At 67.2% G+C, this 25,536-nt stretch carries 19 protein-coding genes; 11 read left to right on the top strand and 8 right to left on the bottom strand.

Annotated elements, in window-relative coordinates:
• Nucleotides 1–131: 131 nt before the first annotated feature.
• On the top strand, nucleotides 132–986 hold the full coding sequence (locus BLT71_RS16535) for an SGNH/GDSL hydrolase family protein (RefSeq protein ID WP_231994327.1): 855 nt from the start codon (nucleotides 132–134) through the stop codon (nucleotides 984–986).
• Between the two features lie 342 nt (nucleotides 987–1,328).
• On the opposite strand, the gene BLT71_RS16530 is transcribed toward BLT71_RS16535, so the two are convergent.
• Nucleotides 1,329–2,570: an amidohydrolase gene (locus BLT71_RS16530; protein WP_091722418.1), complete on the bottom strand. Its 1,242-nt coding sequence runs from the start codon at nucleotides 2,568–2,570 to the stop codon at nucleotides 1,329–1,331.
• A gap of 121 nt (nucleotides 2,571–2,691) precedes the next feature.
• Here BLT71_RS16530 and BLT71_RS16525 point away from each other — a divergent pair, with 121 nt between their 5' ends.
• The 4 genes from BLT71_RS16525 (at nucleotide 2,692) to BLT71_RS16510 (ending at nucleotide 7,849) form a co-directional block, all read left to right on the top strand.
• The gene (locus BLT71_RS16525; RefSeq protein ID WP_091724094.1) at nucleotides 2,692–2,892 is read left to right on the top strand and encodes a three-helix bundle dimerization domain-containing protein; all 201 of its coding nucleotides are present in this window, start codon (nucleotides 2,692–2,694) and stop codon (nucleotides 2,890–2,892) included.
• A gap of 158 nt (nucleotides 2,893–3,050) precedes the next feature.
• Nucleotides 3,051–5,876, top strand: coding sequence for a S8 family peptidase (locus BLT71_RS16520; protein ID WP_091722415.1), 2,826 nt, complete (start codon nucleotides 3,051–3,053; stop codon nucleotides 5,874–5,876).
• A 64-nt stretch (nucleotides 5,877–5,940) separates the two neighbouring features.
• The gene (locus BLT71_RS16515; protein ID WP_269457135.1) at nucleotides 5,941–7,176 is read left to right on the top strand and encodes an acyltransferase family protein; all 1,236 of its coding nucleotides are present in this window, start codon (nucleotides 5,941–5,943) and stop codon (nucleotides 7,174–7,176) included.
• 127 nt (nucleotides 7,177–7,303) lie between these two features.
• A complete protein-coding gene (locus tag BLT71_RS16510; protein ID WP_091722411.1) occupies nucleotides 7,304–7,849 on the top strand; it encodes a YceI family protein in 546 nt (181 codons plus the stop codon).
• Between the two features lie 79 nt (nucleotides 7,850–7,928).
• Here BLT71_RS16510 and BLT71_RS16505 read toward each other — a convergent pair whose 3' ends face one another.
• On the bottom strand, nucleotides 7,929–9,605 hold the full coding sequence (locus BLT71_RS16505; protein WP_231994325.1) for a sensor histidine kinase: 1,677 nt from the start codon (nucleotides 9,603–9,605) through the stop codon (nucleotides 7,929–7,931).
• Between the two features lie 179 nt (nucleotides 9,606–9,784).
• Between BLT71_RS16505 and BLT71_RS20425 the strand changes: the two genes are divergently transcribed.
• The gene (locus BLT71_RS20425) at nucleotides 9,785–9,922 is read left to right on the top strand and encodes a hypothetical protein (protein WP_157672498.1); all 138 of its coding nucleotides are present in this window, start codon (nucleotides 9,785–9,787) and stop codon (nucleotides 9,920–9,922) included.
• A gap of 344 nt (nucleotides 9,923–10,266) precedes the next feature.
• Here the strand turns inward: BLT71_RS20425 and BLT71_RS16500 are convergent, their stop codons facing one another.
• Nucleotides 10,267–10,995: an ANTAR domain-containing protein gene (locus BLT71_RS16500; RefSeq protein WP_091722408.1), complete on the bottom strand. Its 729-nt coding sequence runs from the start codon at nucleotides 10,993–10,995 to the stop codon at nucleotides 10,267–10,269.
• A 236-nt stretch (nucleotides 10,996–11,231) separates the two neighbouring features.
• Between BLT71_RS16500 and BLT71_RS16495 the strand changes: the two genes are divergently transcribed.
• Nucleotides 11,232–12,500, top strand: coding sequence for a glycoside hydrolase family 26 protein (locus BLT71_RS16495; protein WP_091722405.1), 1,269 nt, complete (start codon nucleotides 11,232–11,234; stop codon nucleotides 12,498–12,500).
• Nucleotides 12,501–12,612: 112 nt separating this feature from the next.
• Complete coding sequence (locus BLT71_RS16490) at nucleotides 12,613–13,335, top strand: hypothetical protein (protein ID WP_157693486.1); 723 nt, start codon at nucleotides 12,613–12,615, stop codon at nucleotides 13,333–13,335.
• A gap of 6 nt (nucleotides 13,336–13,341) precedes the next feature.
• On the opposite strand, the gene BLT71_RS16485 is transcribed toward BLT71_RS16490, so the two are convergent.
• Nucleotides 13,342–14,088, bottom strand: a complete 747-nt coding sequence (locus BLT71_RS16485) for an SDR family oxidoreductase (protein WP_091722400.1) — start codon at nucleotides 14,086–14,088, stop codon at nucleotides 13,342–13,344.
• A 183-nt stretch (nucleotides 14,089–14,271) separates the two neighbouring features.
• On the opposite strand from BLT71_RS16485, the gene BLT71_RS16480 reads away from it, so the two are divergent.
• The 3 genes from BLT71_RS16480 to BLT71_RS16470 all read left to right on the top strand — a co-directional run bounded on the left by BLT71_RS16480 (nucleotide 14,272) and on the right by BLT71_RS16470 (nucleotide 17,107).
• The gene (locus BLT71_RS16480; RefSeq protein ID WP_091722398.1) at nucleotides 14,272–14,475 is read left to right on the top strand and encodes a helix-turn-helix transcriptional regulator; all 204 of its coding nucleotides are present in this window, start codon (nucleotides 14,272–14,274) and stop codon (nucleotides 14,473–14,475) included.
• Nucleotides 14,468–15,658, top strand: a complete 1,191-nt coding sequence (locus BLT71_RS16475; RefSeq protein WP_091722395.1) for a type II toxin-antitoxin system HipA family toxin — start codon at nucleotides 14,468–14,470, stop codon at nucleotides 15,656–15,658. Before BLT71_RS16480 ends, BLT71_RS16475 begins: the two co-directional genes overlap by 8 nt.
• Before the next feature lie 78 nt (nucleotides 15,659–15,736).
• Complete coding sequence (locus BLT71_RS16470) at nucleotides 15,737–17,107, top strand: MFS transporter (RefSeq protein WP_091722392.1); 1,371 nt, start codon at nucleotides 15,737–15,739, stop codon at nucleotides 17,105–17,107.
• A gap of 8 nt (nucleotides 17,108–17,115) precedes the next feature.
• On the opposite strand, the gene BLT71_RS16465 is transcribed toward BLT71_RS16470, so the two are convergent.
• The 4 genes from BLT71_RS16465 to BLT71_RS16450 form a co-directional block, all read right to left on the bottom strand.
• Nucleotides 17,116–22,341 carry a peroxidase family protein gene (locus BLT71_RS16465; RefSeq protein ID WP_091722390.1) on the bottom strand — a complete coding sequence of 1,742 codons (5,226 nt, stop codon included), beginning with the start codon at nucleotides 22,339–22,341 and terminating at the stop codon, nucleotides 17,116–17,118.
• A gap of 102 nt (nucleotides 22,342–22,443) precedes the next feature.
• Nucleotides 22,444–22,968: a hypothetical protein gene (locus tag BLT71_RS16460; protein ID WP_091722387.1), complete on the bottom strand. Its 525-nt coding sequence runs from the start codon at nucleotides 22,966–22,968 to the stop codon at nucleotides 22,444–22,446.
• A 112-nt stretch (nucleotides 22,969–23,080) separates the two neighbouring features.
• Complete coding sequence (locus tag BLT71_RS16455) at nucleotides 23,081–23,779, bottom strand: response regulator transcription factor (protein WP_091722384.1); 699 nt, start codon at nucleotides 23,777–23,779, stop codon at nucleotides 23,081–23,083.
• Nucleotides 23,764–25,317, bottom strand: a complete 1,554-nt coding sequence (locus tag BLT71_RS16450; protein ID WP_091722382.1) for a sensor histidine kinase — start codon at nucleotides 25,315–25,317, stop codon at nucleotides 23,764–23,766. The genes BLT71_RS16455 and BLT71_RS16450 overlap by 16 nt, the downstream gene beginning before the upstream one ends.
• Between the last annotated feature and the right edge of the window lie 219 nt (nucleotides 25,318–25,536).

The raw sequence follows: 25,536 nt of genomic DNA, 5'->3' as shown, positions 1-25,536 counted from the left end.
CCGGAGCGCCCTGGACCACCGCAAGAGCAGGACGTACGACGGCGGCCGCGCGCCGCCGTCGTACGTCTTTCCTGTGCGGGGCGTCGTCTTAAGCGCTATTGCGGCGCGTGCCGGCAAGTAAGATTTTGCGGGTGAGGGGAAACGGTCGGCGCCCGGGCGCGCCTGCGGGGGAGTGGATCAAGTACGCGGCACTTTTGGTGCTGGCGGTTGCGGCTTTCGGGGTGGCCGCGCTCGCCCTCATGGGCCCGCGGGACCCGGGCGGGACCGCCCCCGTGGCGGCGGCGAGCACCCCTGCGGCATCGGCCACCGGTACGCCGGCTGCCTCCCCGGCCCTGGCTTCGGCTGCTCCCACACCTTCGGCCACCTCAACGGGCCGGCCGGCGAAGATCGAGCTGCCCGAGAAGCCTGTTCTCCTGATCATGGGGGACTCCTACACGGCCGGCGACGGCGCCGACCAGCCGGACGAGAGCTGGGCGAACCTCGTGGCGGGGTCGCTGGGGTACCCCACGAACATCGACGGCCGCGGCGGGACCGGGTTCGCCTGGGGTGGCGGTGCCCGGGATGACCAGGGCGGCGAATACGAAGTCCGGCTGCGGCAGACCGCGGCCAACAACCCGGCCTTCGTCCCCAACCTGCTGATTCTCCAGGGTGGGCAGAACGATGCCCAGATCACTGACGCCGGTGAGATCACGGCCGCAACCCGCCAGACCATCGAGGCGGCACGTCGGTTCTGGCCCGGGGTGCAGGTAGTGGTGCTTGGGCCGTCGGCGCCGCAGCCGCTGGGGGAGGACCTGCGGGACGTGAACACCGCCGTCCGTGCCGGTGCCGAGGCAGCGAATGCCCCGTTCATCGACGCCGTGGAGGGCCGCTGGTTCACCACCGCGAACAGCCCGGGATTCGATGCCGACGGTGCGCACCCGAACACCGCCGGGCACGCCTACATTGCGGACAAGTTCCTGGAGTCCTGGGCAGCGCTGGTGGATTAAGAAGTGTGGGGGCCGACAGCTATTTGCGGATCGACGCTGATCCGCCGCCTCCGCCGTCGGCCCCGGTCTTTGTGAATTTGTGGACCGCCTGGCGGCGCCGTGACGACGCCGCCAAGCGATCGAGACCATCGGGTTCTACGCCGACTGCAGGAATGGGCTGACTGGGCCTCAGTTCCCAGGTGCACCCCCATGCATTCCCATCCTTCACTCAAAACTGTGCGGGAACCGGCTCAACATCTGCGCCAATTAGGGTCAAGAATTCCTCAAGACTGGTTGGGCCGGGAACTTTGCCGGGGACGGTCATTTGAGTGGTCAGCCTGCGAATGTGCCGGGGGCGGGCGGTCACGGGCGGGTGGTGTCCGGGGCAAGCCACGAAAGTGCCGCCACCACGTGGGCCTGGACTCCCATGGACAGGGTGGGGTCCAGCACCGGGGCGAAGAACGGGGAGTGGTTGCCCGGGATGTCGCGGCTGACGGTTCCCTGGCTCTCGGCGGCCCTGTACGTTGCCGGGTCCACGCCGCCCAACAGCCAGAACGTGTAGGGCACCCCGAATGCATCCGGGATGTGGCTGAAGTCCTCGGACGCGGTCTGGGGCTGCGCGTGGCCCACCGCAGCGGGGCCAAAATGGGATGTGAAGGCGGCGGTCACCTGTTCCGTCACGGCGGCATCGTTGGCCGTCAGCGGGAACTGGTCGTAAAACTCGAAGTCCGGCTCGCGCGGGGACTCCGCTGAGAGGCATTCCCCTTTGACGATCCGCTCAATGGCCGCCAGCATTGTGGACCGCACCTGGGGATCGTAGGTGCGGATGTTGAGGAGCAGTTCGGCCCGGTCCGGGATGATGTTGGACTTGGTTCCGGCGTTCAGCGCCCCGATGGTCAGGACGGCGAACTCGCCAGGCCGGATCTCCCGCGACACCACAGTCTGCAGCCGCAGCACGATGGATGCCGCCAGCACCACGGGGTCAACGGCCATGTGCGGCATGGACCCGTGGGCGCCTTTGCCGTACACAGTGATCCTGAGGGAGTCGCCGGCGGAGAGCACCGGCCCGGCTGTGGTTGAGACGGTCCCCGCCGGGGCGGGCATCACATGCTGGGCAAGCGCGACGTCGGGCCGCGGCACCTTGGCGGCCAGGCCGTCGTCGACCATTGCCTTGGACCCGGCGCCGACCTCCTCGGCCGGCTGGAAGAGCGCGATGTAGGTGCCGGACCACGCGCCGCGGCCGTCCGCCATCAGTTTGGCGGCACCCAGAAGCGTACTGACATGCACGTCGTGTCCGCAGGCATGCATGACGCCCGTGACCTCGGACGCGTAGGAAAGTCCGGTGGCCTCGGTGACCGGAAGCGCATCCATGTCCGCCCGCGCCAGAACGGTGGGCCCGTCGCCGTTCGCCAGGACACCCACGACGCCGGTGCCTCCGAGGCGGACCACGCGGTAACCGAACCCGGCCAGTTTGTCCTCCACCAGCCGGGCGGTCCGGTGCTCCTCAAGGCTCAACTCGGGCTGGCGGTGCAGGTCCCGGTACGTGTCCCGGACCCAGCCAAGCTCTGCCTCAAGGCCTGCCAGTACTTTCGCCGCGTTGGTCATCAGGCCAGTATGCCGTCCATTTGGCCTGTCAGATATGGGCTGCCGTCGAACCTTTTTTGGTTGGAGGCGCCGGAATAAGTCAAGTCTTGAACCGCCGCTGCCGATGCCGGATCCTGTGCCGATGGGCGTCAGCGAAGAGGCGCGGGCACTGTCCGCGGTAGTGGACCGGCTTGCCGAACGGCACCCGGACGTGTCCCGGCACGTGATCGAGGACGTGGTCCAGGAGGAGCACCGGTCACTGGACCGGGGAAGGGTGCGGGACTTCGTGCCCATCCTGGTGGAGCACGCGGCGCGGGACCGCCTGCACACCGTGAGCCGGTAGCCGGCGACAGTCCGGGAAATCCCAAGGGTCCGTTCCGTAATGTCCTCCGAATAGTCAACTCGATGGCTATAATCAGGGCGGGGGTCAGCTGGTGATTCCCGGCTGTCCGCGCCAGGCCCCTTGTTCGTGGCCCGCGCCCGTCTCAAGGATGCCCGCCCATGTTCAACCCCCGGCCCTTCGCTGCCGCTGCCCTCACGCTGGTCACCGTACTTGCCGGTGCTGCCCTGACGGCCCTTCCCGCCCAGGCCACCGAGCCACCACAGCCCTCCAAGCCAGCCGCGGCTGCCGAGCTGCCACTCCGGGACGCGAGCCCCCAGTCCGCTTCAGCCCAGGTCCCCACGGACCAGTTCATCGTGGGGCTCAAGAGCCGCGGCAACATTGCCTCCGAAGCAGCTGTGACGGCCCAGGCCGCACGGTCAGCCGCAGGCCGAGTGGGCACCGCCGCCCAGTACGTCCGGGCCACTGCGACCGGCGCGCAGGTGGTGAAAACTGGCAAGTCACTCCAGGGTGCCGACGCTGATACCTTCCTTGCGGCACTGCGCTCCAGCCCCGACGTGGCCTACGCGGAACCTGACACTATCGTTCAGGCAACCGCTACTGCCCCCAACGACCCCGGCTATGTATCCCAGTGGAGCCTGTGGGACGAGACCGCCGGCATTCGCATACCCGGCGCCTGGGACTACAACCGCGGCGAAGGCGCCGTAGTCGCCGTGGTGGACAGTGGCATCACCTATCACTCGGACCTGACTGCGAACGTCCTTGCCGGCTACGACATGCTGTCCAACCCGGACTGGGCCCGGGACGGCGACGGGCGTGACCCCAACCCTCAGGACCAGGGCGACTGGTCCACGGACAACCAGTGCGAACCGGGCCTCCCGGCGTCGCGCTCATCCTGGCATGGCACCCACGTGGCAGGAACCATCGCCGCCGTCGGCAATAACAGCAACGGCATCATCGGTGCTGCACCCGCCGCCAAGATCCTCCCCATCCGCGCCATCGGTCCCTGCGGAGGCTATATCTCGGACGTGGCGGACTCCATCATCTGGGCCGCCGGCGGCACCGTGTCCGGAGTACCCGCCAACCCGAGACGCGCCCACGTAGTCAACCTCAGCCTCGGCGGAGTCTCGGACTGTTCCGTTACCGAACAGAACGCCATCAATTTCGCTCAAAATGCCGGCACCGCAGTGGTGGTAGCAGCCGGGAACTCCGGCCACCCGGCATCGGAAATCAGCCCGGCCAACTGCCAGAATGTCATCACAGTGGCTGCTTCCGGACTCGACGGCGCCCGCGCGGACTACTCCAACTACGGGTCCGCCGTGGACATCACCGCTCCCGGCGGCAGCAACATGACCAACGAGAACCCCTGGACCGGTATCGTCTCCACCTCAAACTTCGGCTCCACCGTGCCCGAGGGAGAAGCCTACGAACTCCTGCAGGGCACCTCCATGGCCGCCCCGCACGTCTCCGCCATCGCGGCCATGCTCATATCTGAAGTGGGCAGCACCTACACCCCGGACATGGTGGAAGCCCGACTCAAAGCCACGGCCCGGCCGCTACCGGTCGCCTGCCCCGAAGGCTGCGGTGCCGGCCTGGTTGATGCCGCCAAGGCCCTGGCCTTGACGAACCAAGACCTGCCGGCGAATACGGTCATCCCGGCCGCGGTGACATTCTCTGACAAGGATGGCACTGCCGATGACACCTTGACGGTGCCGGAAGTGCAGGGCGTAGAGTATGTCGGTTTCGCCGGGTCAGTCTTCCCCGCCGGCATCCACACAGGGTCAGGAACTGTTAACGTGTTCGCCCGGTCGATCCCTGGCTATACGCTGATGGCCGGTGCCAATATCCAGTGGTCCCACACCTACGCCACCACCTCTGCACCGGTTGCCGGATCGCTGATCACCGTCACCCCGTTCCGGGCTCTGGATACCCGGACCAGCTCCATAGTGGCCAAGGATTCCACCGTCTCCTTCCAGGTGGCAGGACGTAACAGTATTCCTGCCAAGGTTTCCGCAGTGGTCTTCAACCTGACGGTGGCTGAAGCCCGGTCCTTCGGCTTCGTAACCGCCTATGCCTCCGGGACCGCGCGTCCGGACGCATCCAACCTGAACTTCGACAAGGGCCAGATCGTGGCCAACTCCGTCACCGTGCCCGTGGGCGCCGACGGAAAGGTGACGCTCTTCAACAGGTCCGCCGGAGCCACGCACCTCCTGGCTGATATCTCTGGCTACTACCGTGAGGGCGAGGTGACAGCGCCGGGAGCCTTCAAGTCGATAGAACCCAAGCGGTTCCTGGATACCCGCAGCGGCACCGCCGTCGCACCCGATACCGCCCGGGCCTTCCAGGTGGCAGGAGCCAACGGCTTGCCGGAAACTGTCTCGGCCGTCGTACTGAACCTGACAGTCGCGGAAGCAAAGTCCAACGGCTTCGTCACCGCGTATCCCACGGGGGTCAACAGGCCGGACGCCTCCAACATAAACTTTGCCGCCGGGCAGATCATCCCCAACTCCGTGACCGTTCCGGTGGGACCGGATGGGAAGGTGATGCTCTACAACCGCTCCAACGGTGCCACCCACCTGATCGCGGACGTCTCCGGCTATTACCTATCCGGAACCCCGACGGCGGGCGGTACCTTCCAGCCGCTGGCCGCCCCGACGCGCTTCCTGGACACCCGCTTGTTTTACCCGCTCGCGCCGGATGACACAACGTCCTTCCAGGCTGCCCGGGAACACGGCATTCCCGCAGGTGCCACCGCGATCGTAATGAACCTCACCGTGGCCCAGGCGACGTCAAATGGTTTCGTCACCGCCTTCCCGGTGGGGGCAACCCGTCCGGACATCTCCAGCGTCAACTTCGATAGGGGCCAGATCGTTGCGAACTCGGTAACCACCCCGATCTTCCAGCACGGAGGCGTGGCACTGTTCAACCGCTCGGCGGGGATCACGCACCTGATCGCGGACGTCTCCGGATACTTCCTTCCGGGGTGATCCATGGAGGCTTTTCCCAGCCTCCGTTTAGCCTAGTTACCGAAACGTTATATATGCTTGCTTAGTGGTTCTTAGGTCAAGCAGTGGAAATTTGTCGGTTCCGGAGCGCCCCTCAGCGCACAAAACTGGGCGCCAAGCAGGGCACCAAACAGGCATCATCTCAGGGCGGAAGCACTCCCTGGACGGCCTGCGTACGGTGGCCGTTGTGGGGGTGTTCTTCTTCCATACCCTCACCGCCCAGATGCCGGGCGGCTTCATCGGCGTGGACGTTTTCTTCACCCTCAGCGGCTTCGTCATCACGCTGCTGATCATGAAGGAACGGCTCGCGACGGGCCGTGTCCGCATGGGCATTTTCTACGCCAAGCGGCTGGCCCGGCTGTGGCCGGCGCTGCTGGCGCTGTGTGCGGTGATCGCCGTCGTGGGCTTCGTTTTCCCGGCCTCGGGCTGGGGCGGCCAGGCGGGATTCATCCTCCCCGCCGTCGCCTACGTGATGAACTTCGCGCACGTGGGCGCCTTCGGAAACTCGATTGCCGGCGAGACGCTCGGCCCCACTTGGACGCTGGCGGTCGAGGAGCAGTTCTACCTGGTGTGGCCGGTCCTCCTGCTGGTCATGTTGCGGTACTGCAAACTGCGGACCGCCGCATGGGCCACGGCCGGACTGGCCGTTGCCTTCATGCTGGAGCGCTTCGCCCTGGTGATGTCCGGCGCGCCGCTGAACCGCCTCTACAACGGTCCGGACACCCGGGCTGACGAACTGTTGATCGGCTGCGCCCTCGCGCTGCTGTTCACCGCCGTCCGCAACGGCTCCCGTGTGCACGCCTCCCTGGTATCCGTGGCACGCTGGGGTGCCCCGGTGGCGGGCACCGTGCTGGTGGCAGCGCTGTTCCTGCTCAAGGAACCGGACACACCCGGCACCTGGTTCACCGTGTTCTGGACCGCGGGGCCCACCACCCTGTCGATGCTGGCAGCGGTGCTGATCGGCTCACTGGTCCTGCAGCCGGCCGGCTTCCTGGGCCGGGTCCTCAGCCACCCCTGGCTCGCCTGGCCGGGCCGCGAACTCTCTTACGGCATGTACCTCTGGCACATTCCCGTCTACCTCCTGCTGCTGCCCCTCGTCCCGTCGCTGTCCATTCGCGTCGCCCTCGCGGCCGTCCTCACCGTGGCGGTGGCGTTCGCGTCCTCGCGGCTGGTGGAGGCACCCATCCGCCGGTGGGCGAACCAAAGGCTGGAGCCCGCCGTCGTACGTCCTGTGCCCAAGCCTGCCGCCGGGAAGGCGCGTGAACTGGTGACTGCCCGGTAGCCGGCAGATGAACTATGGCCCATCGGCCCTGCCCAGGCGACGCTCCGGGGAATAGGCTGGCCACGACGGCACACGCCGGCGGCGGGCTGCCCGTGCCCGCAGACCTTCGAGCAAGAGGAGATAGACCATGACTCTTCCCCAGGAACTGACCCCCGGAACGTGGACGCTGGACATGTCCCACAGCGAGATCGGGTTCAGTGTCCGGCACGCAGGCATCAGCAAGGTCCGCGGCCGCTTCACCCAGGCCGAGGCCGAAGCCCGCGTGGGCGACTCCCTGCAGGACTCCAGCCTGCACGCCACAGTGGCCACCGCCAGCTTCGACTCGGGCGACGCCAACCGTGACGGCCACGTCCGCGGCCCGGACTTCTTCGACGTCGAAAAGTACCCGGAGATGACCTTCCGCGGCACGTCCATCACGGGCGACGGCGAGGACTACACCCTCACCGGTGACCTCACCATCAAGGGCGTCACCCAGCCCGTGGAACTGGAAGTCGAATTCACCGGCGTGGCCGTGGACCCGTTCGGCGCCACACGGGCCGGTTTCTCCGCCGAAACCGAGATCAGCCGCAAAGCCTTCGGCCTGACCTGGAACGCCGCGCTGGAAGCCGGGGGAGTGCTGGTCAGCGACAAGGTAAAGATCAACCTGGAGGCTGCCCTCGTTAAGCAGGGCTGACGCTGCACCATTGTTTCGGCTACAGGCCGGGCACCGGGTTTCATCCGGGTGCCCGGCCTGCCCCGTTCCTTGCTCTCTGCTACTTCGCGCCGGCGAGGGAGCCTTCCACCGCATGCGATTCGGGCAGTGTCAGCTTCGCTGTGGTGCCCTCACCGTGACTGCTGGCCAGTGTGACGCTGCCGCGGTGGTTCTCCACGATGGACCGGGTAATAGCAAGGCCCAGGCCCGCGCCCGGAATGGCTGACGAGTGTGCGGTGGCTGTCCGGAAGAATCGCGTGAAGGCGTTCGCCACGTCCTCGTCCGTCATGCCCACACCGGTGTCCGCCACCTCGCACACCAGGTTCCCGTCCTCCGTGCGAACCCGGACGGTGACCGTGCCACCCTTCGGCGTGTATTTGATGGCGTTCGAGACCAGGTTGTCGATGGCCTGGCCCAGGCGGTCCGGGTCGAAGCGGCCCGGTGCCGGGCCCTCGGATTCCAGGCTGAGCGTCACTCCGCCGGAGGTGGCCCGCGGCTGTGCGGCGTCCACGCTCTGCGCGGCAACCTCCGCCAGGTCCGCCTGCCGCGGCCGGACGGCGAGCGTACCGGAGGCGATGGTCAGCAGGTCCGCCACCAGGTTCAGCAGGCGCTCAGCATTGCGCTTGGCCACCTCCAGGCAGTGCTCCAGTTCCGGATCCAGCCCCTCCTCGTCCATGGCGATGGAGAGGTAGCCCAGGATCGAGGTCAGGGGCGTGCGCAGTTCGTGGGAGACGCTGGCCACGAATTGGTCCTTGGCCGAAAGGGCCTCCACCAGGGCGGTGACGTCCGTGAGGGCCAGGACAGCGCCAGCCTGTCTTCCGGTGGAACTGGGAATGAGGCGGCAGGTGGCGGAGTAGGCACGCTGGCTGTTGCCCGTGCCAATCCATACGAGCTCGTCGGTGAAGGACTGCCCCTGCGCCGCGCGTGCGCGGGGGTGCTGTTCGGGCGGCAGGGCGTCCTTCCGGTCGATCCCGAAGACGGGCCTGTCCGCCTCCACGGGGGCGGGCTCCTGCTGGACGGTCCCGCCGGACAGGCTACCGCGGTGGCGGTTGGTGAGGATGGTCCGCCCCTCCCGGTCAAGCGCCCACACATCCACGCTGACGGTGTCCATCACCGTGCCCAGCAGCTGTTCCCGGTCCTCACTGGCCGCGAGGAGTTCCCGGACCTCCGCCTCCCGTTCTTCCAGCCGGAGCCGTTGCAGGCGCAGGGCGTTGGCCATGCCAAACGTGGTGAAGGCGATGGCGCCCAGGATGACCGGCAGCAGCACCGCCCGGATAAAGGAGGCGCTGGTGAAGCCCGAACCGAGAATGATGGGCGGGAGGGCCACACTGAGGATGGCGGCAATCACCGCCAATGCCACGCCGCCGCGGCGCGGGCCATGGGACAGCCAGACCACCGGGAAGACCAGCAGGAAGCTCAGCACTGACAGATACTGGTCGCCGGCTTCCCGGGACAGTCCGATGGCCAGGCAGTCCAGCACCGGGATGGCGAGAACCGCCCGCTCCGGGAGCCGGTCCCAGGGGATGGCCGCGCACGCGGCCAGCAGGACGGCGTGGAAAACCAGGGACGAAACGAACGCCGCGGACCACTTCAGGTCCGGGTGCAAGACCGATGCCAGGAGCATGACCAGCAGCATGGTGCCGGTCAGCGGCAGCTGGAACAGGACGGTGCGGCCCCTCCTCCCGAGCGTGCGGAAGTAACGGGCTCCCCAGTCGTATAGCATCGTGCCCCCAGCCATGCCCCGGTTTCGTCAACGTTTTTGAAGCATACTGCCTGATCCGCACCGCCGGCTGGATGTTTCAGCCGAGGGCACCCGGATTGGCGGCGGCAGGCAGGTGCTAAATCGAGTAGTGGAATTAACCAAGACAAGTACGCAGTTCTCGTGTGCGGGGGATTACTGCACCGTACATTCGGTGCATGGCTGAAGTAATTGTTAGGAAGCGTGGGCGCCGCCGGATGCCCGGAGCCGCCAAGGGAAGCGCCCAAGGGTTCGTGTTCCTCGGTATCGCCCTGTTGGTGGCTGTGGGGATCGCCATGTTCGCGGTTGCGGGTTAGGCGGTCCGCCATGCGTGTGAGGCTGCCGTCATCCGACGGCCAGGACCTGGATTGCCCCCATCAGTTCGTGGGGCGTTGTGAGGCATGCAGTGCGTCAGCGGGCAGCCAGGCCTTCTGGTCTGCACCAATCTTGACCCAACCCGCGGGCGATCCTTCGGGGAACCTTGACTGTTGACGCGTACGTTGGGCTCATCAGGCAGTTCTGAAAGGGAGTGGACGCGATGAGCATTACCGAATACGTTGCAGCACTTGGCGGGATGCTGGCCTCACTCGGCGCCGTGGGGCTGCTGGCCGCCGGCGTCATTCGGGCCAAAGCCCGCCACTGATCTGAGGTTCTGCCCTCCTTACGCCAGCGCGGGCGGCTCGAACCGGGTGGCCGGCGATCCGCTGGGCAGTGCCTTGAGGACGTTCTCCGCCACGCTGCGCACCTTGAGGTTCCGCTGCCGGGAGACGCCGGCCAGCTTGCCGAACGCCTCCGTGTAGGAGCAGCGGTTCTGCGCCATGATCACGCCGCACGCAACGTCGATGGAGGTCCGGCTCTCCAAGACCGCCTTGAGGTTGTCACCGGCGGACCTCACGCTGCGCACCTCGATGGCCAGCTTCATGCTTTGTGACGCGACCGCGGCAAACCAGGTGGCCTCGCCCACCAGCTCCGGAGTGAATTCGAACCCTGCGGGACCCAGGAACACCAATGCGCAGGATGACCGCGGGTCCAAAGTGAGCGGCACGGCCAGTGCAGTTCCATAGCCGGCGCCCACCAGCCGGCGGCGGTACGGCTCCCACCGCTGCGATGAGTTGTCCCCGGTGACCTGGACCGGTGTGGCGGAGGCGGCGGCCTGCGCCATGGGTCCGTCGCTGTACCTGTCCTCGGACGAGGCAACGTTGTAGGCAAGGGTGGCGCTGCCGGCCGTGGCAGGCAGGTTTCCCGCCCGCGTGAGGGTTGCGGCGGCGTCCACCGGCACCCCCGCCGACGCTGCGAGTGCCACAGCCGCGCTGTCCGCCAGCCGCTGGACGGAATCCAGGTCAGTGTCCGCGCCGGTGACCAGGTCCAGCAGGAACCCCGGCCGGTCCATGCGTCTGCTGCCAACTGCCGGTTGTACTGTCACCTGTTTCCCCCGATACGCTCCGTGCCGCGCGGCGATGTGCGGCTTTCCTCGAATGTAGGCGGCGCCGGTGGAGGGGACACGAGTAGTGGGTACTCTACTTTCGCCGCGCCACCGTTCCGCACCACCTGTTTGCCGGGCAGGTTCCCGGGCCACCCCCTAGGATGGGGGTAAAACCGCAGGTCAGAAAGGCAGCCCACCCCTTCATGTCCGGTGAAGACACCACATCCAAGGACCCCGCCCGGCGCCGGTTCACCCGCGCATCGCTCAAGGACTTCGCCCTGCCCGTGGTGATCGCCGTGGCAGCGGCCGGCATCGGCATTGCCAGCATCGCCAACGGGCTCGCTTCACGCGACCAGGCGGGCCAGGACAACGCTGCCCAGGCCGCCCCCACCCTGCCGCGCTGCGAGGTGCCGGACCGCAGGAGCCAGGTGCCGGCGTCGGGCGCGCTCTTTGGCGTGAACCTGGACCTGCACGCCAAACCCCTGTCCCAGTACGCCGCGGACCTGGGCCACAAACCCGCCGTCAGCGTGTCCTTCGCCGGATTCCCGTACACGGCGGAGGAGAAGGCGCACCTGGACCAGGCGGTCACCCAGATCCGCGCCGACGGCCAGACAATGCTCCTCACGCTCGAACCCATGCAGGGCCTGGGTGCCGTCACGGATGAGGCAGTCGCCGCGCTTGCGGCAGACCTGGCAGCGTTCAACGACGACGGCGTCCCCGTGATCGTCCGGTTCGCCCACGAGATGAACGGATCCTGGTACCCGTGGTCCCAGCAGCCCGCAGCGTATGTGGACGCCTTCAGCCGGATGGCAAAGGCGGTTCACACGACGGCGCCAGGCTCTTCGATGATGTGGGCACCCAACTACGGCGGCGGCTACCCGTTCGCCGGCGGCCAGTACGAGGCCAAGCGGGACACCGCGGACTTTACCGCCCTTGACACGGACGGCGACGGCACCGTCACCATGGCCGACGATTCCTACGCCCCGTACTATCCCGGCGACGACGCGGTGGACTGGGTAGGCATGTCCCTCTACCACTGGGGCGCGAAATATCCTTGGGGCGAGAACGAACTGCCCGAAGCAAACAAGTTCAAGGACCAGCTCACCGGCAACTACGTGGGCGCCAACGGCGACGACAGCCTGCTGTCGGATTTCTACCACGTGTACGGGCAGCAGCACGGCAAGCCCGTGGCCATCCCTGAATCCGCGGCGCTGTTTGCTCCCGGCGCGGGCGGTGCGGCCGAGATGGACATCAAGCGTTCCTGGTGGGAGCAGCTGTTCAGCCCGGACCTGGCCACCGAGTTCCCGCAGCTGAAGATGATCAACTGGTTCGAGTGGGATAAGAACGAGGTGGAGGTCAAGGGCCGCGTGGACTGGACCGTCACCAACACCCCGGCCGTTCGGGAGGCCTTTACCGCAGCATTGCCGGACTGGTTCCGCTACGGCCCGGCCCAGTCCTGCCAGCCGGGCTGAGGATTAGTCAGCAGACTTACGAAACAGGTAGTGGCCACTCTGTTGGGCGCTTGCCGGGTTTCCTAGGGTGGGCCCTTCACGTACGACGCTCGAGTGAAACGAGGCTCAGTCCATGCGCAGGCGCCCAACCCAAGCAGCCCTTCTGATGACCGTGTTCCTGGCCCTTGCGGGTTGCGGATCAGGCACGGGAACCGGAACTGGAACCGCAACGTCCTCGCCACCGGCGCCCAGCCCCACTCCGAGCCCGGCAAAGACCTACACCGATGCGGACCTCAGTTCCATTGTGGGCACCCTGAAGGACTCGCAGGGGCGCGCGCTGACAGTTGTTCCCGCGGCCCAGATCGACCAGGGCATCATCAAGGCCAAGGAAATCCTGAAGGGAGCGGTCTTCACGCCGCCGGAGTGCAACGTCTTTGCGGACAGCAATTCCCAGATCCCGGAAGACAGCACCTATGCGGCAGGAACCACCATTTCGGCGGCGGACAAGACGGCGATTGTGGTGACTGCCATCGCCCTCAAAGACGCCAAGGAGCTGACCGGCCACCTGGAAGCCTCCCGAAAGGCCGTGGCGGCATGCGGAAAGTTCACAGCTGAGCTCGCGGGGCAGAAAGTCACCACGGAAGTCCAGGAGATAGACGCTGCGACGGGCGGGGACCAGTCGTTCGCCGCGCTGGCCAAGGAGAGCCTGTCCACGGGGGAGGCTCAGACCTCACTGACCATGACCGGCATCAAGGGGAACCTGGCTGCCACGGCAGTGAAAGCCGGACCTGATGTCACTCCGGCCGATGCGGCCGAGCTGGTCCAGCTTATTGACACCATCCTGGCCCACGGCTGATCCGCATCAGCGGGGCAGCCCGTCCAGCCAGTCCTGGAACGTTTGGCGCCCGACGGCGGCACCCGCCGCCGGGATCAGGGCACCGCTGCGCATTGCCTTGCCCATGGCGCCCGGGAAGGGAGCCTCCACGACCTTTTTGCGCTGGCCGGTCTTCTGCAGGTAGGTCCGTACCAGGCCGGCCAGCTGCTCTGTGCGCGGGCCACCTAGATCGGGGATCCGTCCGCGCGGACCGGCCTCGGCTGCGTCCACCAGGGCCTCCGCCACCTCGCGGGCGGCCACTGGCGCGGTGAACATTTTGGGCACCACGACGACCGGCCCTGCCGAGGCGACCTTCACCACCAGCGGCACGAACTCGTGGAACTGGGTGGAGCGCAGGATGGTCCACGGTATGTCCCCATGCCGGACGGTGTCCTCCTGCACCAGCTTCCCGGCGTAGAGGCCGGAGCGTGCATTGTCGATGCCTGCGATCGACAGCACCACGTGGTGCTTTACTCCGGCTTTCTCTTCCGCGGCCAGCAGGTTCTGCGAAGCGTTCGTGAAGTAGTCCACGGCCTTTTTGGTGGCCGTACTGTTGATGCCGGCAACGTCGATCACCGTCTCAACCCCGGCCAGCGCCTGGTCAAGGCCCCGGCCGGTTGCCAGGTCCACGCCGCCGGAACGGCTCAAGCCCACCACCTCGTGCCCGCGCTGCACCGCAACATCCATCACGTGGCGGCCCACGGTTCCGGTCCCACCGGCAACGGCAATCCTCATGGCAGCATCCTATGTCTGAATCCGTGGTGAAGAATCGGAAAGATATTGCTGGTTAATGGTGGTTGAGCTATTCGAGGGCGAAAGCGCGCCGTAATCTGCAATATCTTGCGGAATCCGGCTTATTAAGCCAGGATGTATACGGCAGGACCCGTAATCTGCAATATATTTCCGAAGAGGTGGCATATGGAGGATGTGGCAGCCATAGGTGCCGGCATCCGGCGCGCCCGGAAGGAAGCGGGGATCACCCAGGGCACGCTGGCGGACCTGATCGGAACGTCACCCCGCACCATCCACGCCATCGAAACGGGGACCGGCAATCCGTCCCTGATCACCGTCGTGGCGGCCGCCAACGCGGTGGGGCTGCACCTCCGGACCGCCGATGATTAAGGACCTGGCGCGCCTCAAATTCGTTACCCGGGCGGACGTCTACAAAGCCGGGGTACTGGCGGGACACCTGAACCGCGGGGACAACGGCGGGATCGTCTTCACCTACAACGCCGCGTATCTAGCCGCGGCCGGGGCTCCCGTATCCCACTCACTGCCGCTGACGGACGCACCCGTTGAAGCGCCGAGCGGCGCCGTTCCCGCGTTCTTCGCCGGCCTGCTGCCCGAGGGCCACCGCCTGACCGTGCTCAAGGACGCCATCAAAACCAGCCTTGGGGACGAACTCAGCCTGCTCCTGGCGGTTGGTTCCGACACCCCGGGCGACGTCCAGGTGGTCGCCTCCGGCCAGGACCCTGTGGAACCTCCGGCACTGGCCGAAGCGTCGCATCCGGAAACACTCGACTTTGCCGCGCTCGCGGACGCCATCGATCCGCACGGCCTTCCAGGGGTCCAGGCCAAGGCCAGCGCATCGATGCTGACCACCCCTCTTTCCCTCGCGGGCCGCCGCTACCTGCTCAAGCTGGACCCGCCCCGCCACCGTCACCTCGTGGCCAATGAGGCCGCACACCTTGCCGCGGCGAAAGCCCTGCGGATCCCCGTGGCAAAGGGCACCGTCGTCACAGACCGGAACGGATTGCAGGGCCTGCTGGTGGAGCGCTTCGACCGGACGGGGAAGGACGGCCTGGCCCGCCTGGCACTCGAGGACGCTGCCCAGGTCCTCAACCTGCCGCCGTCGTCCAAGTATGCCGTCAGCGCCGAAGACGCCATCCTGGCACTGACTGACGTGTGCAAGGCCAGGGCTGTTGCCCTCCGGAACCTCTACATGCAATGCGTCTTCGCCTGGGTGACCGGCAACGGCGACCTGCATGCGAAAAACATGTCAGTCCTCCAAGGCGAAAACGGAGCCTGGGCTGTGTCGCCCCTGTACGACATTCCCTGCACCCTAGTGTACGGCGACGATACCCTGGCCCTGACCATCGGCGGCCGGGTCAAGAACCTCAAAGCCCGGCACTGGGAACAGTTCGCGTCCGATATCGGGCTCCCTGCCCGCGCTGCGGTGTCCGCGAACCAGGTGGCCCTCCGGGCGGCTGCAGGAGTCAACCTGGAGGCACTGCCCTTTTCCGGATCACCACTGAACGGGGCACTGCGTGAGCTGCGGTTCCGCCGCGGCGAACTGGCGGCCTGATCCGGGCGCCGGGTACATGCCCAGGCAGGGGAGGGGCAGCCATGTCCGCGGCAGCGGGTTCTCAGTAGACTGGGACCCATGTCCGGGCAGGAAGCTGCAGTCGACACGTCCCTACGAACCCCTGAGGAGCGTTCGCGCACGTTCGCGGGCATCCTCATCAACACGGCACTGGCCAACGTCACCACCAGTTACCTCTGGTTCGCCCTGACGTTCTGGGTCTACCTGGAAACCCGCAACGTGATCGCCACGGGAGTGGTGGGCGGCGCCTACATGCTGCTGATCGCCCTCTCAAGCATCAGCTTTGGCACCTTTGTGGACCGCTACCGCAAGCTGGCCATCATGCGGTTCGCCGCCGCCTTCACCCTGGTGATGTTCGTGCTGTCCGGCGTGATGTTCCTGCTGACACCCGGTGCCGGCCTGCTGGACCTCGGGCAGCCCTGGTTCTGGATCTTCACCCTGATCATCCTGGTGGGCGCGGTGGTGGAGAACCTGCGCAACGTGGCCCTGTCCACCACCGTCACCATCCTCATCGAGCCGGACCGGCGCGCCAACGCCAACGGCATGGTGGGGATGGTCCAGGGACTTGCCTTCATCGTGACGTCGGTATTCTCCGGGCTGTCCGTGGGACTCCTGGGCATGGGCTGGACCATCGCCATCGCCGTGGTCCTCACCGCCCTTGCGTTCCTGCACCTGCTGACCCTGCGCCTGCCGGAGGAAACCCACGTGGCGGCCAGCGACGCCCAGGGCGGCTTCGACCTCCGCGGCTCCATCGCCGCCGTGCTTGCCGTTGCCGGGTTGTTCGCACTGATCATCTTCTCCACGTTCAACAACTTCATCGGCGGCGTCTACATGGCCCTGATGGACCCCTATGGGCTCGAGATGTTTCCCGTGGAGCTGTGGGGCCTGTTCCTGGCCCTGGGCTCCACCGGGTTCATTGTGGGCGGTGCCCTGATTGGCAAGTTCGGCCTGGGCGCCAACCCGCTGCGGACCTTGCTGATCGCCGTCGCCATCATGGGTGCGCTCGGGGCCCTGTTCGCCATCCGGGAATGGGCCTGGCTGTACGTGGCGGGAATCTGGCTGTACCTGGCGCTGGTGCCATGCGTCGAGGCCGCCGAGCAGACCGTGATCCAACGGGTTGTCCCGCTCAACAAGCAGGGCCGGGTATTCGGGTTCGCCATGGCCTTCGAATCCGCGGCGGCACCCATCACGGCGTTCCTGATCGCACCGCTCGCCCAGTTCTGGATCATCCCCTACGCCCGGTCCAGTGAAGGGGCGGCACAGCTGGCGCCGCTGCTGGGTGAAGGGACGTCCCGGGGCATCGCCCTGGTGTTCCTGGTAGCCGGGATCGTCATGATCGTGGCCGCGGTGCTGGCCTTCCTCACCCCCGTATACCGGCGGGTGTCCGCGTCCTACGCCCAGGCCCCGGCCGAGGAGACGGCCGGGGCCTGAGGTCCGGCTCACGCTCTGTCGCCGGCCTTCGCATTGCTGGCTGTTCCGGTGCCTGCTGTCCTGCCCTTGGAACGGGCGGAGTAGAACCGGAAAGCCAGCAAGGCTGCGGCTGCCAGCAGGCCCCCTATGGCCAGGCCCAGGGGTGTGGCCCCTTCGCCCGTGGCCAGATAGTGCCCCAGGGCAATAAGGAGGACAGGCGCGACGGCGGCCAGGCCTCCGAGCGGCAGGGTACCTGTGACCGCGGGCTGCTGCTCGGTCACAGGCTCCGCGGGGACCGGTGCCACGGCGCTGCCGCCGGCCTGGCTGCGGAGTCCAGCTTCCGGGCTGGGGACAACAGGTTCGCTCAGCGCCGAGAACGTCGGCTCGCTGTCGTCCCCTGTGGTGGGGGCTACCTGGAACCGGTAGGCCTCACCGTTCTCCAGGCCGCGGACCACCACCCGGGATGTGCCGGGCTCGGCCATGATGATCTCGCCCACCTGGGTGCCCGTGGCATCGACAGTCCTGACGGCGACGCCGCCTGACGCGGGTGCCGGGTTAGCCGGGGGGTCCACGGGTGCCGGGTTGGCGGGCGGGTCAACGGGTGCCGGGTTGGCGGGCGGGTCCGCCGGTGCCGGATTAGCCGGTGGGTCCACGGGTGCCGGGTTGGCCGGTGGGTCCACGGGTGCCGGGTTGGCGGGCGGGTCCGCGGGTGCCGGGTTGGCGGGCGGGTCCGCGGGTGCCGGGTTGGCGGGCGGGTCCGCGGGTGCCGGGTCTACCGGTGCGGGGTCAACGGGCGGAGTGCCGGGATCCGTCGCGGGGTCGGGAACGGGATCAATGATGACCACCACCTCGCCGTCGCCCGGGATGACCCCGCCGATGCCGTCGTCGGCGCCGTTCCCGCCATTCCCGTTTCCGCCGTTGCCGTTGCCGTTACCGGTGCCGGTCCCATTGCCAAAGACGAGCAGCTCGACGTTGCGCAGGGTGTCCGTGCCGTCCCGGCCGCCGTTGTGCTGGACGGTGGTGACGGAGCCGGGGGAGCCAAGCGTGCCGTCGCCGCCGGTGGTGGTGATGGTGTAGTTGAACTCGAGGTCCGAGAACACTGCGGTGTCGGTGCCCTCGGCCGAGCTGAGGATCTCCCGCACCGCCACGACGTCCCCCGGGTCGATGCTGCCGGCGAAAACTGCCTGCTGGAGCGTCGGACCGGTCAGCGTGCCGTCAGCGGCCCGCTGGAACTGGGCCGTCATGGACGTGGCGCTGCCCACTTCGGTGGCCGGATCTGCGGGGTCCGTGCGGACGCTGAGCCGGACGCTGAGGTACCGGTCGCCGTCGATGATGTCATTCCCGCCGCGGCCCTCGATGGTGTCGTCACCGCCGCCGCCGAGGAGGATGTTGCCCTCGCCCCACACCTGGGATCCGGTGAGGACAGGGCATTCCTTCGAAGCCGACGCGTTGATAACGTCCTCCACCGGCGTGGGTAGGGAAGTAATCAGCTGGTCGAGTCCCACGATCCGGTCGACGCCGGCCTGGTCCAGGACGTCACAGCCGATGAAGCCGCCGCCTCCCACCGTCCGGGGGGTGAGGTCGTCGCCGCGGAGGGTGTCGGCGAACGGACCGCCGGAGAGTGCCTCCACCTCGTTGTACCGGTCCCGGACGCCCACCTGCAGGATGTCCAGCGGTGCGATCGGCAGGTTGAGGTCGGCGTCCTGCGGCTGGGGATCGTACGCGCCGATTTCCCAGTCGAAGCCTGACGCCCCGGCCGCCTTCTCGATGCCCGGCCCGGCCAGGCCGATGTCGTCGCCGCCCTCCATGTCGTAGTCGTCATCGCCGCCCTGGCCGATGAGGATGTCGTGGCCGGGCTTCTGCGAATCGTCGAGGAAGAACAGGTTGCTGGAGTCGCCGATCAGCAGGTCGGGGCTGTCGCCGCCCTCGGCCCAGTCGTCCCCGCCGCCGCCGAAGACGCCGTCCAGGCCTTCACCGGCGATCACGAAGTCGTCGCCTTCGCCGGCGAAGGTTTCGTTCGAATTCGCCCCGCCGTTGATGAAGTCCTTGCCGTCCCCGCCGAGCATCAGATCCAGGCCCGGGCCGCCGTCGAGCGCGTCATTGCCCGGGCCGCCCTTGAGGATGTCGTCGCCGGCAAGATCGGTAACAATGTCGTTGCCCTCGCCGCCGAGGACCGTATCGGCGCCGTCACCGCCTTCAATGACGTCGTTGCCCTTGCCGCCCCAGAAGGTGTCGTTGTCCACGCCGCCGTGGACGCGGTCGGCGCGGTCCGTGCCGTTGTACACGGCCTGGCCGTTAATTCCCACCGGGTCTACGGAGTTCGTGGCCCGGTACTTGATGGTGCCGTCCGGCATCCGGAGCAGCAGTGCGGTCTCGCTGCACTCCGTTCCGGCATCGTCCGCCACCCTGTTGCCGGAGGCAGCGAAGCCCTCGACAGTTCCCGCCAGGTTCTTCAGCTCAAACTTGCAGTCGGCGGTGGCGAACGCGTCAGCCTTCAGGGCCTTCGCGTTCGTGTTGCGCATGATCATCTCCGCGAAGGAGTTCCCTTCAAGCTGAGCCATCAGGTTCATCCCGGGGGTGCGCGCCAGGTAGTACAGCCGGTCACCGTTCTGCAGATCCGTCATCTGGCTTTCGAACACGTAGTTGAAGGTGCTGCCCAGCAGGCCCCCGAACATATTGGTCCGTTCGGCCAGGCCACCCATCCAGAGGTCGATGTCGTCCAGGCCGGTGGTGGATGCGGTGCCGTTGTTGGCCCATGCATCGGTGCTGTTCATGAAGGCCACGGCGTCGTCCGGGGCCACCTCACCGGCCAAGGCGTCCGGGCTGACAATCAGCCGGGCTGCTTTCCGCTTCGCCTCCAGGGTGGTGGCGGAAACGATGGAGGGGTGGGTGCCGTAGGCGGCGATGAAGTTGATCAGCGAAGCCGGGTGCTTGATGTTCTCGCCGAAATCGATCCAGTTGGCGTACGGCCTGAGCTGGCTGTCGTTAGTGGCGCCGTGGAGGTGCCGGCGGAAGACGTTCAGCGAAGGGATCCCCTCGGACCGGCCGCGGGCAAGGTTGATGGCAGCCAGGTCCATCGGCAGGCCCAGCAGCTTGCTGCGCAGGGTGTCCGTGACGAACTCATCAAGTTCGGCGCCCACCTGGTCCGACATGCCCATGACGATGCTGCCGGCGGCTTCCTCGGAGGTCAGCGGACCTGCCGGGCCGCCGTCGGTGTAGGCGGGCGGGTTCAGGAATCCTCCCAGGAGCGGCAGGTCGTTCTGCGAACCCGGCACGTCGTCCTGGTTGCCCCAGACGCCGTCAGGTCCTGGGCTGTCCTCGTTGCGCCGCGAGATGGTTTCGGTGAGCATCGAATGCCCAAAACGGTAGACCGAGTGGGCAAACTCGGCGTTGATGGCCGGATTGAGGTCGGTCTGGGAGAACGCGAAGGGTTCGAAGATGTTCACAGCCGGCTGGATCTTGCGGGCAAACTCCTCGAAGACAAGGTGCTGGTACTCCATTTCCGTGATGAAGCGCGCTGCCTGGAAGAGGCGCTCGCCGTTCCAGCCGTCAGCGCCGGCGGACGCCTGCCACTCGGGGAGGGCAGCAGCACCGCGGGTGGACTTGTCCGTGCTGAGGACGTTCTTGATGTCCCCCACCAGGCGGTCGTGCTCGGAGTGGAAGACCTGATGGATTGCCGTCAGCCCGATGTTCTCGTTGACCCGTCCGTCGCCGGCGATGAAGTGCGCATTCAGCATCTCGTCGTCATACGTCCCGGGAGCCTGGGCCGCAAAGTCTGCGGACGCCGTCTTGTCCGCGTCGGGGGCCGGTGCCGCCGGCGGCGTTGCCGGGTTGTGGTCGGTGTCCTGGGGCGAAGGGTCGGCGTTGTGGGCGATGTCCGTCAGGAACGGTGTGTTGAAGTACAGCGCATCCTGCGGTACCAGCGTCCCGTTGCCGCCGTTCGCGGTCCGGTCCGCCTCCACCAGCCCGGACCGGGTGACGAACTGCGGAAGCCCGTCTTTGGGGCCCGGGATGAACTTGCCGTAGGCGTCGGCCGCCAGCAGCGGAACGTTGAGGACGTCCTTGTCCAGGAGCTGGATGCCGAGCATTTCCCGGGCCTGCTTCTTGGTGTCGGCCCAAGTGGCCATGCCGCCGGCCGCCGCCGTACCCGCCGGGCCGCCCAGCAGGCCGCCGGTGGAGACCGGCCGGCCCTCGGAGTTGTTGGTGTATTCGCGCAGGAAGACCTGGTGGGACGAGTGGGACGCGTAGGTCTGGCTCTGGTCCACCCACGGAGAGTCGGTGTTCAGCGCGTCCTGGAGATCGTCGGCGGTGCCCAGGACGCCGTCCGGGCCGGGCTGGTTCTGCGCCCGGGTGAGGACCATGAAGCGCATGTGGGGATCGAGGTCGTCCGCGGTGCCGAAGGCGTGGTCCGGCCCTGCAATGAGCGGATCGTCGGCCTTGAGCGGCACGTAGACCGTTCCGCCGCCCTTGACGGTCTGGTCGATGCCGTGGTCAAAGAACTGGCCGAACAGGGTGAAGAGCGAGTTGTAGGGCGGTGACAGGCCGACGTCGGTAGTGACGTTGGGGATATCCAGGGTGTTGTGCGAGGGGACACAGCCTTCGGGCGCTGCTGCGACCGGGGGGACGGCCTCGGGGACAGGGTCAGTGGTGCACGGCACCACGCCGGTGTTGCCCTGGGAGCGGGCGGGGAAGCCGGCGGCAGCCACCGCGGCCGGGTTGGCGGACGTCTGGTCTGCGATCAGGTTGCTGATGGTCCGGGGCCGGGAATCGAAGACGCTTCCCGATTTCTGCGTGTAGCTTGTGGCCACCGGCGGTCCGCCGAACGAGCCGCTCTCGGCGGGTCCGAACGATTTCGGCGCCAGCCGCGGGAACACCTGGTCCGAGGCGCCGTAGGTGTCCTGGCCCGGCTGCAGGTTGTTGCAGCTGCCGTCCACGGTCCGCAGGCCGTGGGACAGCAGCGGGCTGGCCAGCTGGTTGGGGCCGGTGCCGATCAGTGCCCCGCACGGGCCTGTGGCGGACGTCGTGTTCGCCACGTGCGCTTCGGCGATCTTGATCTGCTTGAGGATGTAGGACAGGTCGGCCGGGGTGACGGTGAACCCCGAGCCGACCGGTGCCTGTACGGCCTGGGCTGCCAGCGGAGGCAGGCCCATGGACGCCACCAGCGCCAGGGCGCCTGATGCTGCAAAGGCCCGCAGGCCTGCACCCGCGGTTGTGCGGTTTCTTTTGCGCGCTGAAACGCGAGGTACTTTCCCCATGCCGTGACTGCTCCCCAGTAGCGCCGGCTTCCCAGTTGAACCGGCTACGCAAGGCCATCGTGGAGGAGCCTTCTAGGGAAAAGCTTGTAACTCCAAGGAACACTAGCGGAGGCCGCCTTTATCGTCCGTGGAATCGTGGCCCTTGCCGTCGTCCGAGGAGTTCCGATCCCGGAGGCCGCCCTTGTCATCGTTGGCGTCGTGCGCGGCGCCGTCGTCGGAAACGCCGGGTGCGCGGAGCCCGCCCTTGTCATCGTTGAGGTCGTGGGTGGGCCCGTCGTCGGAGACGCCGGGTGCGCGGAGCCCGCCCTTGTCGTCCACGGGACCGGGGGCGTGCGTGACCTGGACCGGAGGCAGGGTCACCGGTTCGGCCGGAACAATCTGGGTCTCCGGCGTGTGCTCAGGCACCGCCGTGATGCTGGCGGTCGGCGTGGGAGTGGCCAGTGCCGACGGCGAATCGTCGGGCTTGGGCGAGTCTTCGAAGACAGCCGGCTTGCTGCCGGAATCAACATTGGAAACCACGACGCCGGGGGAGACGGCGGGAGGAGGCCCGGCATTCGCCTGGGCCCAGACGGTGAGGCTGGCAGCGCCGAGGACGGCGGCGAGGGGGAGATACCACAGCTTGGACATTGGTCTTCCTTTCATTTGCTGGTTCCACCACTCTTCCTCGCCGTTGTGAAAGGGAAATGAATCTTCCATGAGAGACCTCTCATCCATGGTTCAGGGTTGTGACTCAGGGTGTTCACGGTGCCGGCTCGGGGCTCGTTGGGCTGGCAGGGACCGGGGTGAAGCGGTAGCCGGCTCCCCGGACGGACTGGAAGTGCTCCGGCCCCAGCTTGGTGCGGAGGTACCCGACGTAGACGTCCACCACGTTCGAGGACCCGTCGAAGTCGTAGCCCCAGACCCGGCTGAGCAGCTGTTCCCGGCTGAGCAGCTTGCCTGCGTTCTCCACGAACACGCGAGCCATGGCGAACTCGCGGGCGGACAGGGAGACTGTCCGGCCCCGGACGTTGGCGCAGCGGAGGTCTACGTCCAGGCTCACGTCTCCGCTTGCGGGGGCCGTGGCCGCCGGCGCTGCCGGAGTGTCCCGCAGCCTGAGCCGGATGCGCGAAAGCAGCTCCTCGAAACGGAAGGGCTTGCTCATGTAGTCGTCCGCGCCGCCGTCGAGCGCTGCCAGCGTGTCCGGAAGGGAATCCCGTGCCGTCAGCACGATGACCGGAACGGTGCAGTTCATGGCACGGAGGGCCGAAAGTACGCCAAAGCCGTCCATCCGCGGCATCCCGATGTCCAGGATCAGCAGGTCGAACTCACCGGAACTGCCGTAGTCCAGCGCCCGGATGCCATCCTCCACGGAAGACGTGGTGTACCCGGCCGCCGTAAGGCCCTTGGCGATGAAGGCGGCGATCCGTGGTTCGTCGTCGGCGATCAGAATGCGAGCCACGATGTTCCTGACGGTAGGGAGAGGACAAACCTGCTGCCCACGTTGACCCGTGAGGACAGCCGGACGGAGCCGCCATGCGCTTCGGCGATCGCTTTGACGATGGGCAGGCCCAGTCCGGAGCCCTCGGCACCCCTGGATACGCCGGCCCGGGCAAACCGGTCGAAGATCCGTTCCTGGTCCGCGGCGCTGATGCCGCACCCTGTGTCGGCGACCCAGATGTCAATCGTGGGTTCGTGGGGCTTTTCGGAGGAAGCGCTGTCCTCGGCCGCGACCCATGCTGCGCCGATGGAGATGATGTCGCCGGGCTCCGTGGCGTGCACGGCGTTGGCCGCGAGCTGTTCAATGGCCTGGGTGAGGCGGTTGCGGTCTGCACGGAACCAGCCGCCGGGCAGCTGTTCAATCTGCCACTGGCGGTCTCCCAGGACGTGGATCCGCTCCATGGCTGCTTCGAGGAAGGAATCGGTATCGATCCAGTCCGGCCGGACAAAGTCGGGCCGGCCGCTCCTGGCCAGCACCAGGAGCTCGTTCACCAGGGACTGCATCCGGTCCACTTCCTCCAGGAGCAGCACGCGGGTTTCGGCGACGTCCGTGGCATCGGCCGGCTGCAGCAGCTGCAGGTGGCCGCCGATGATGGTCAGTGGTGTCCTCAGTTCGTGGCTGGCGTCATCCACGAACTGCCGCTGGTCCTCGATGCCCACTTCGAGCCGGTCCAGCATGCGGTTGAAGTCGGTTGCCAGCTGCGAGACGTCATCGTCTCCGGGCGGCACCGAGACGCGGCTGCTCACGTCCTCGAAGGTGGTGGTTTCGGTGGCCTGGCGCAACCGGCGGATGGGGACGAAGAGGCGTCCGGTCACGGCGTACCCCACCGCGCCGGCCAGCAGCAGGGTGGCCAGCGAAACCGTGGCAAAGGTCCCGAAGGATGCCACCATCTGTTCCCGCTGCTGCCCGATCTCGTTCCCCGCCACCAGCACACCGTTCGGGGAGTCGCCGCCCAGCGAAACAGGGGTAATGGCCAGGCGCACCATGTGGCCGTCCAGGACGACGTCCCGCAGTGCGGTGTTGCCGTCCAAGGGCACGGCGAGGGCTGTTTCGAGCACTTGCGGCTGGCCGAGGTTGCGGGCCTGCGATCCGGCGGGAAGGAACGTGTCCCCACCGGCAATGCTGGCCATCACGGACTCGTACCGGCCCAGGGTGCCGCCGCGCAGGAACACAGTGAACAGGTCATCGAGCGACGGGTAGGGCGCGCCGTCGGGAAGGCCCTGGTCCACGATGTCCTGGAGGCGCGCCGACTGATGCAGGAGGTCCTCGCTGACCCGGCTGTTCAGGTCCCGCAGGTTCAACGCCAGTGTGGTGGTGCCGGCAACGAACAGTCCCACCGCGAGGAAGGCCAGGACCGTGGCGAGGACCCGGACCCGGACGGTCCGCAGGCCTGCCCGGACGCTCCGAAGTGCTGCCGGGATTGCCCGCCACCAGCGGACCAGGAGACCTGCCCCCCACCTGTCGGAAGGGGCAGAGGCGGGGGTTCTGCGCAGGTTCATGGGCGTCTCCAATCCTTTTCCGGCCGGCGTATGAGGAGGGCGGGGTCGTCATACCGCGCTGTGATGCCGTCTTCTGGCCAAATTAGGGGGACCCGCTTGGGGATTCCTTTGACAGCGGCCGCACGTAGGTCCGGGCCACCACCTAGGGTTTTCCCAACATTCACACAGGCGGGAGTGCATCGCCTTGACCTGCGGTAATCCGGTCCGGACCGCGCCCGG

The organism is Pseudarthrobacter equi (assembly GCF_900105535.1).
GTDB lineage: Bacteria > Actinomycetota > Actinomycetes > Actinomycetales > Micrococcaceae > Arthrobacter > Arthrobacter equi.
This window is presented reverse-complemented; position numbering and strand designations above follow the sequence as displayed.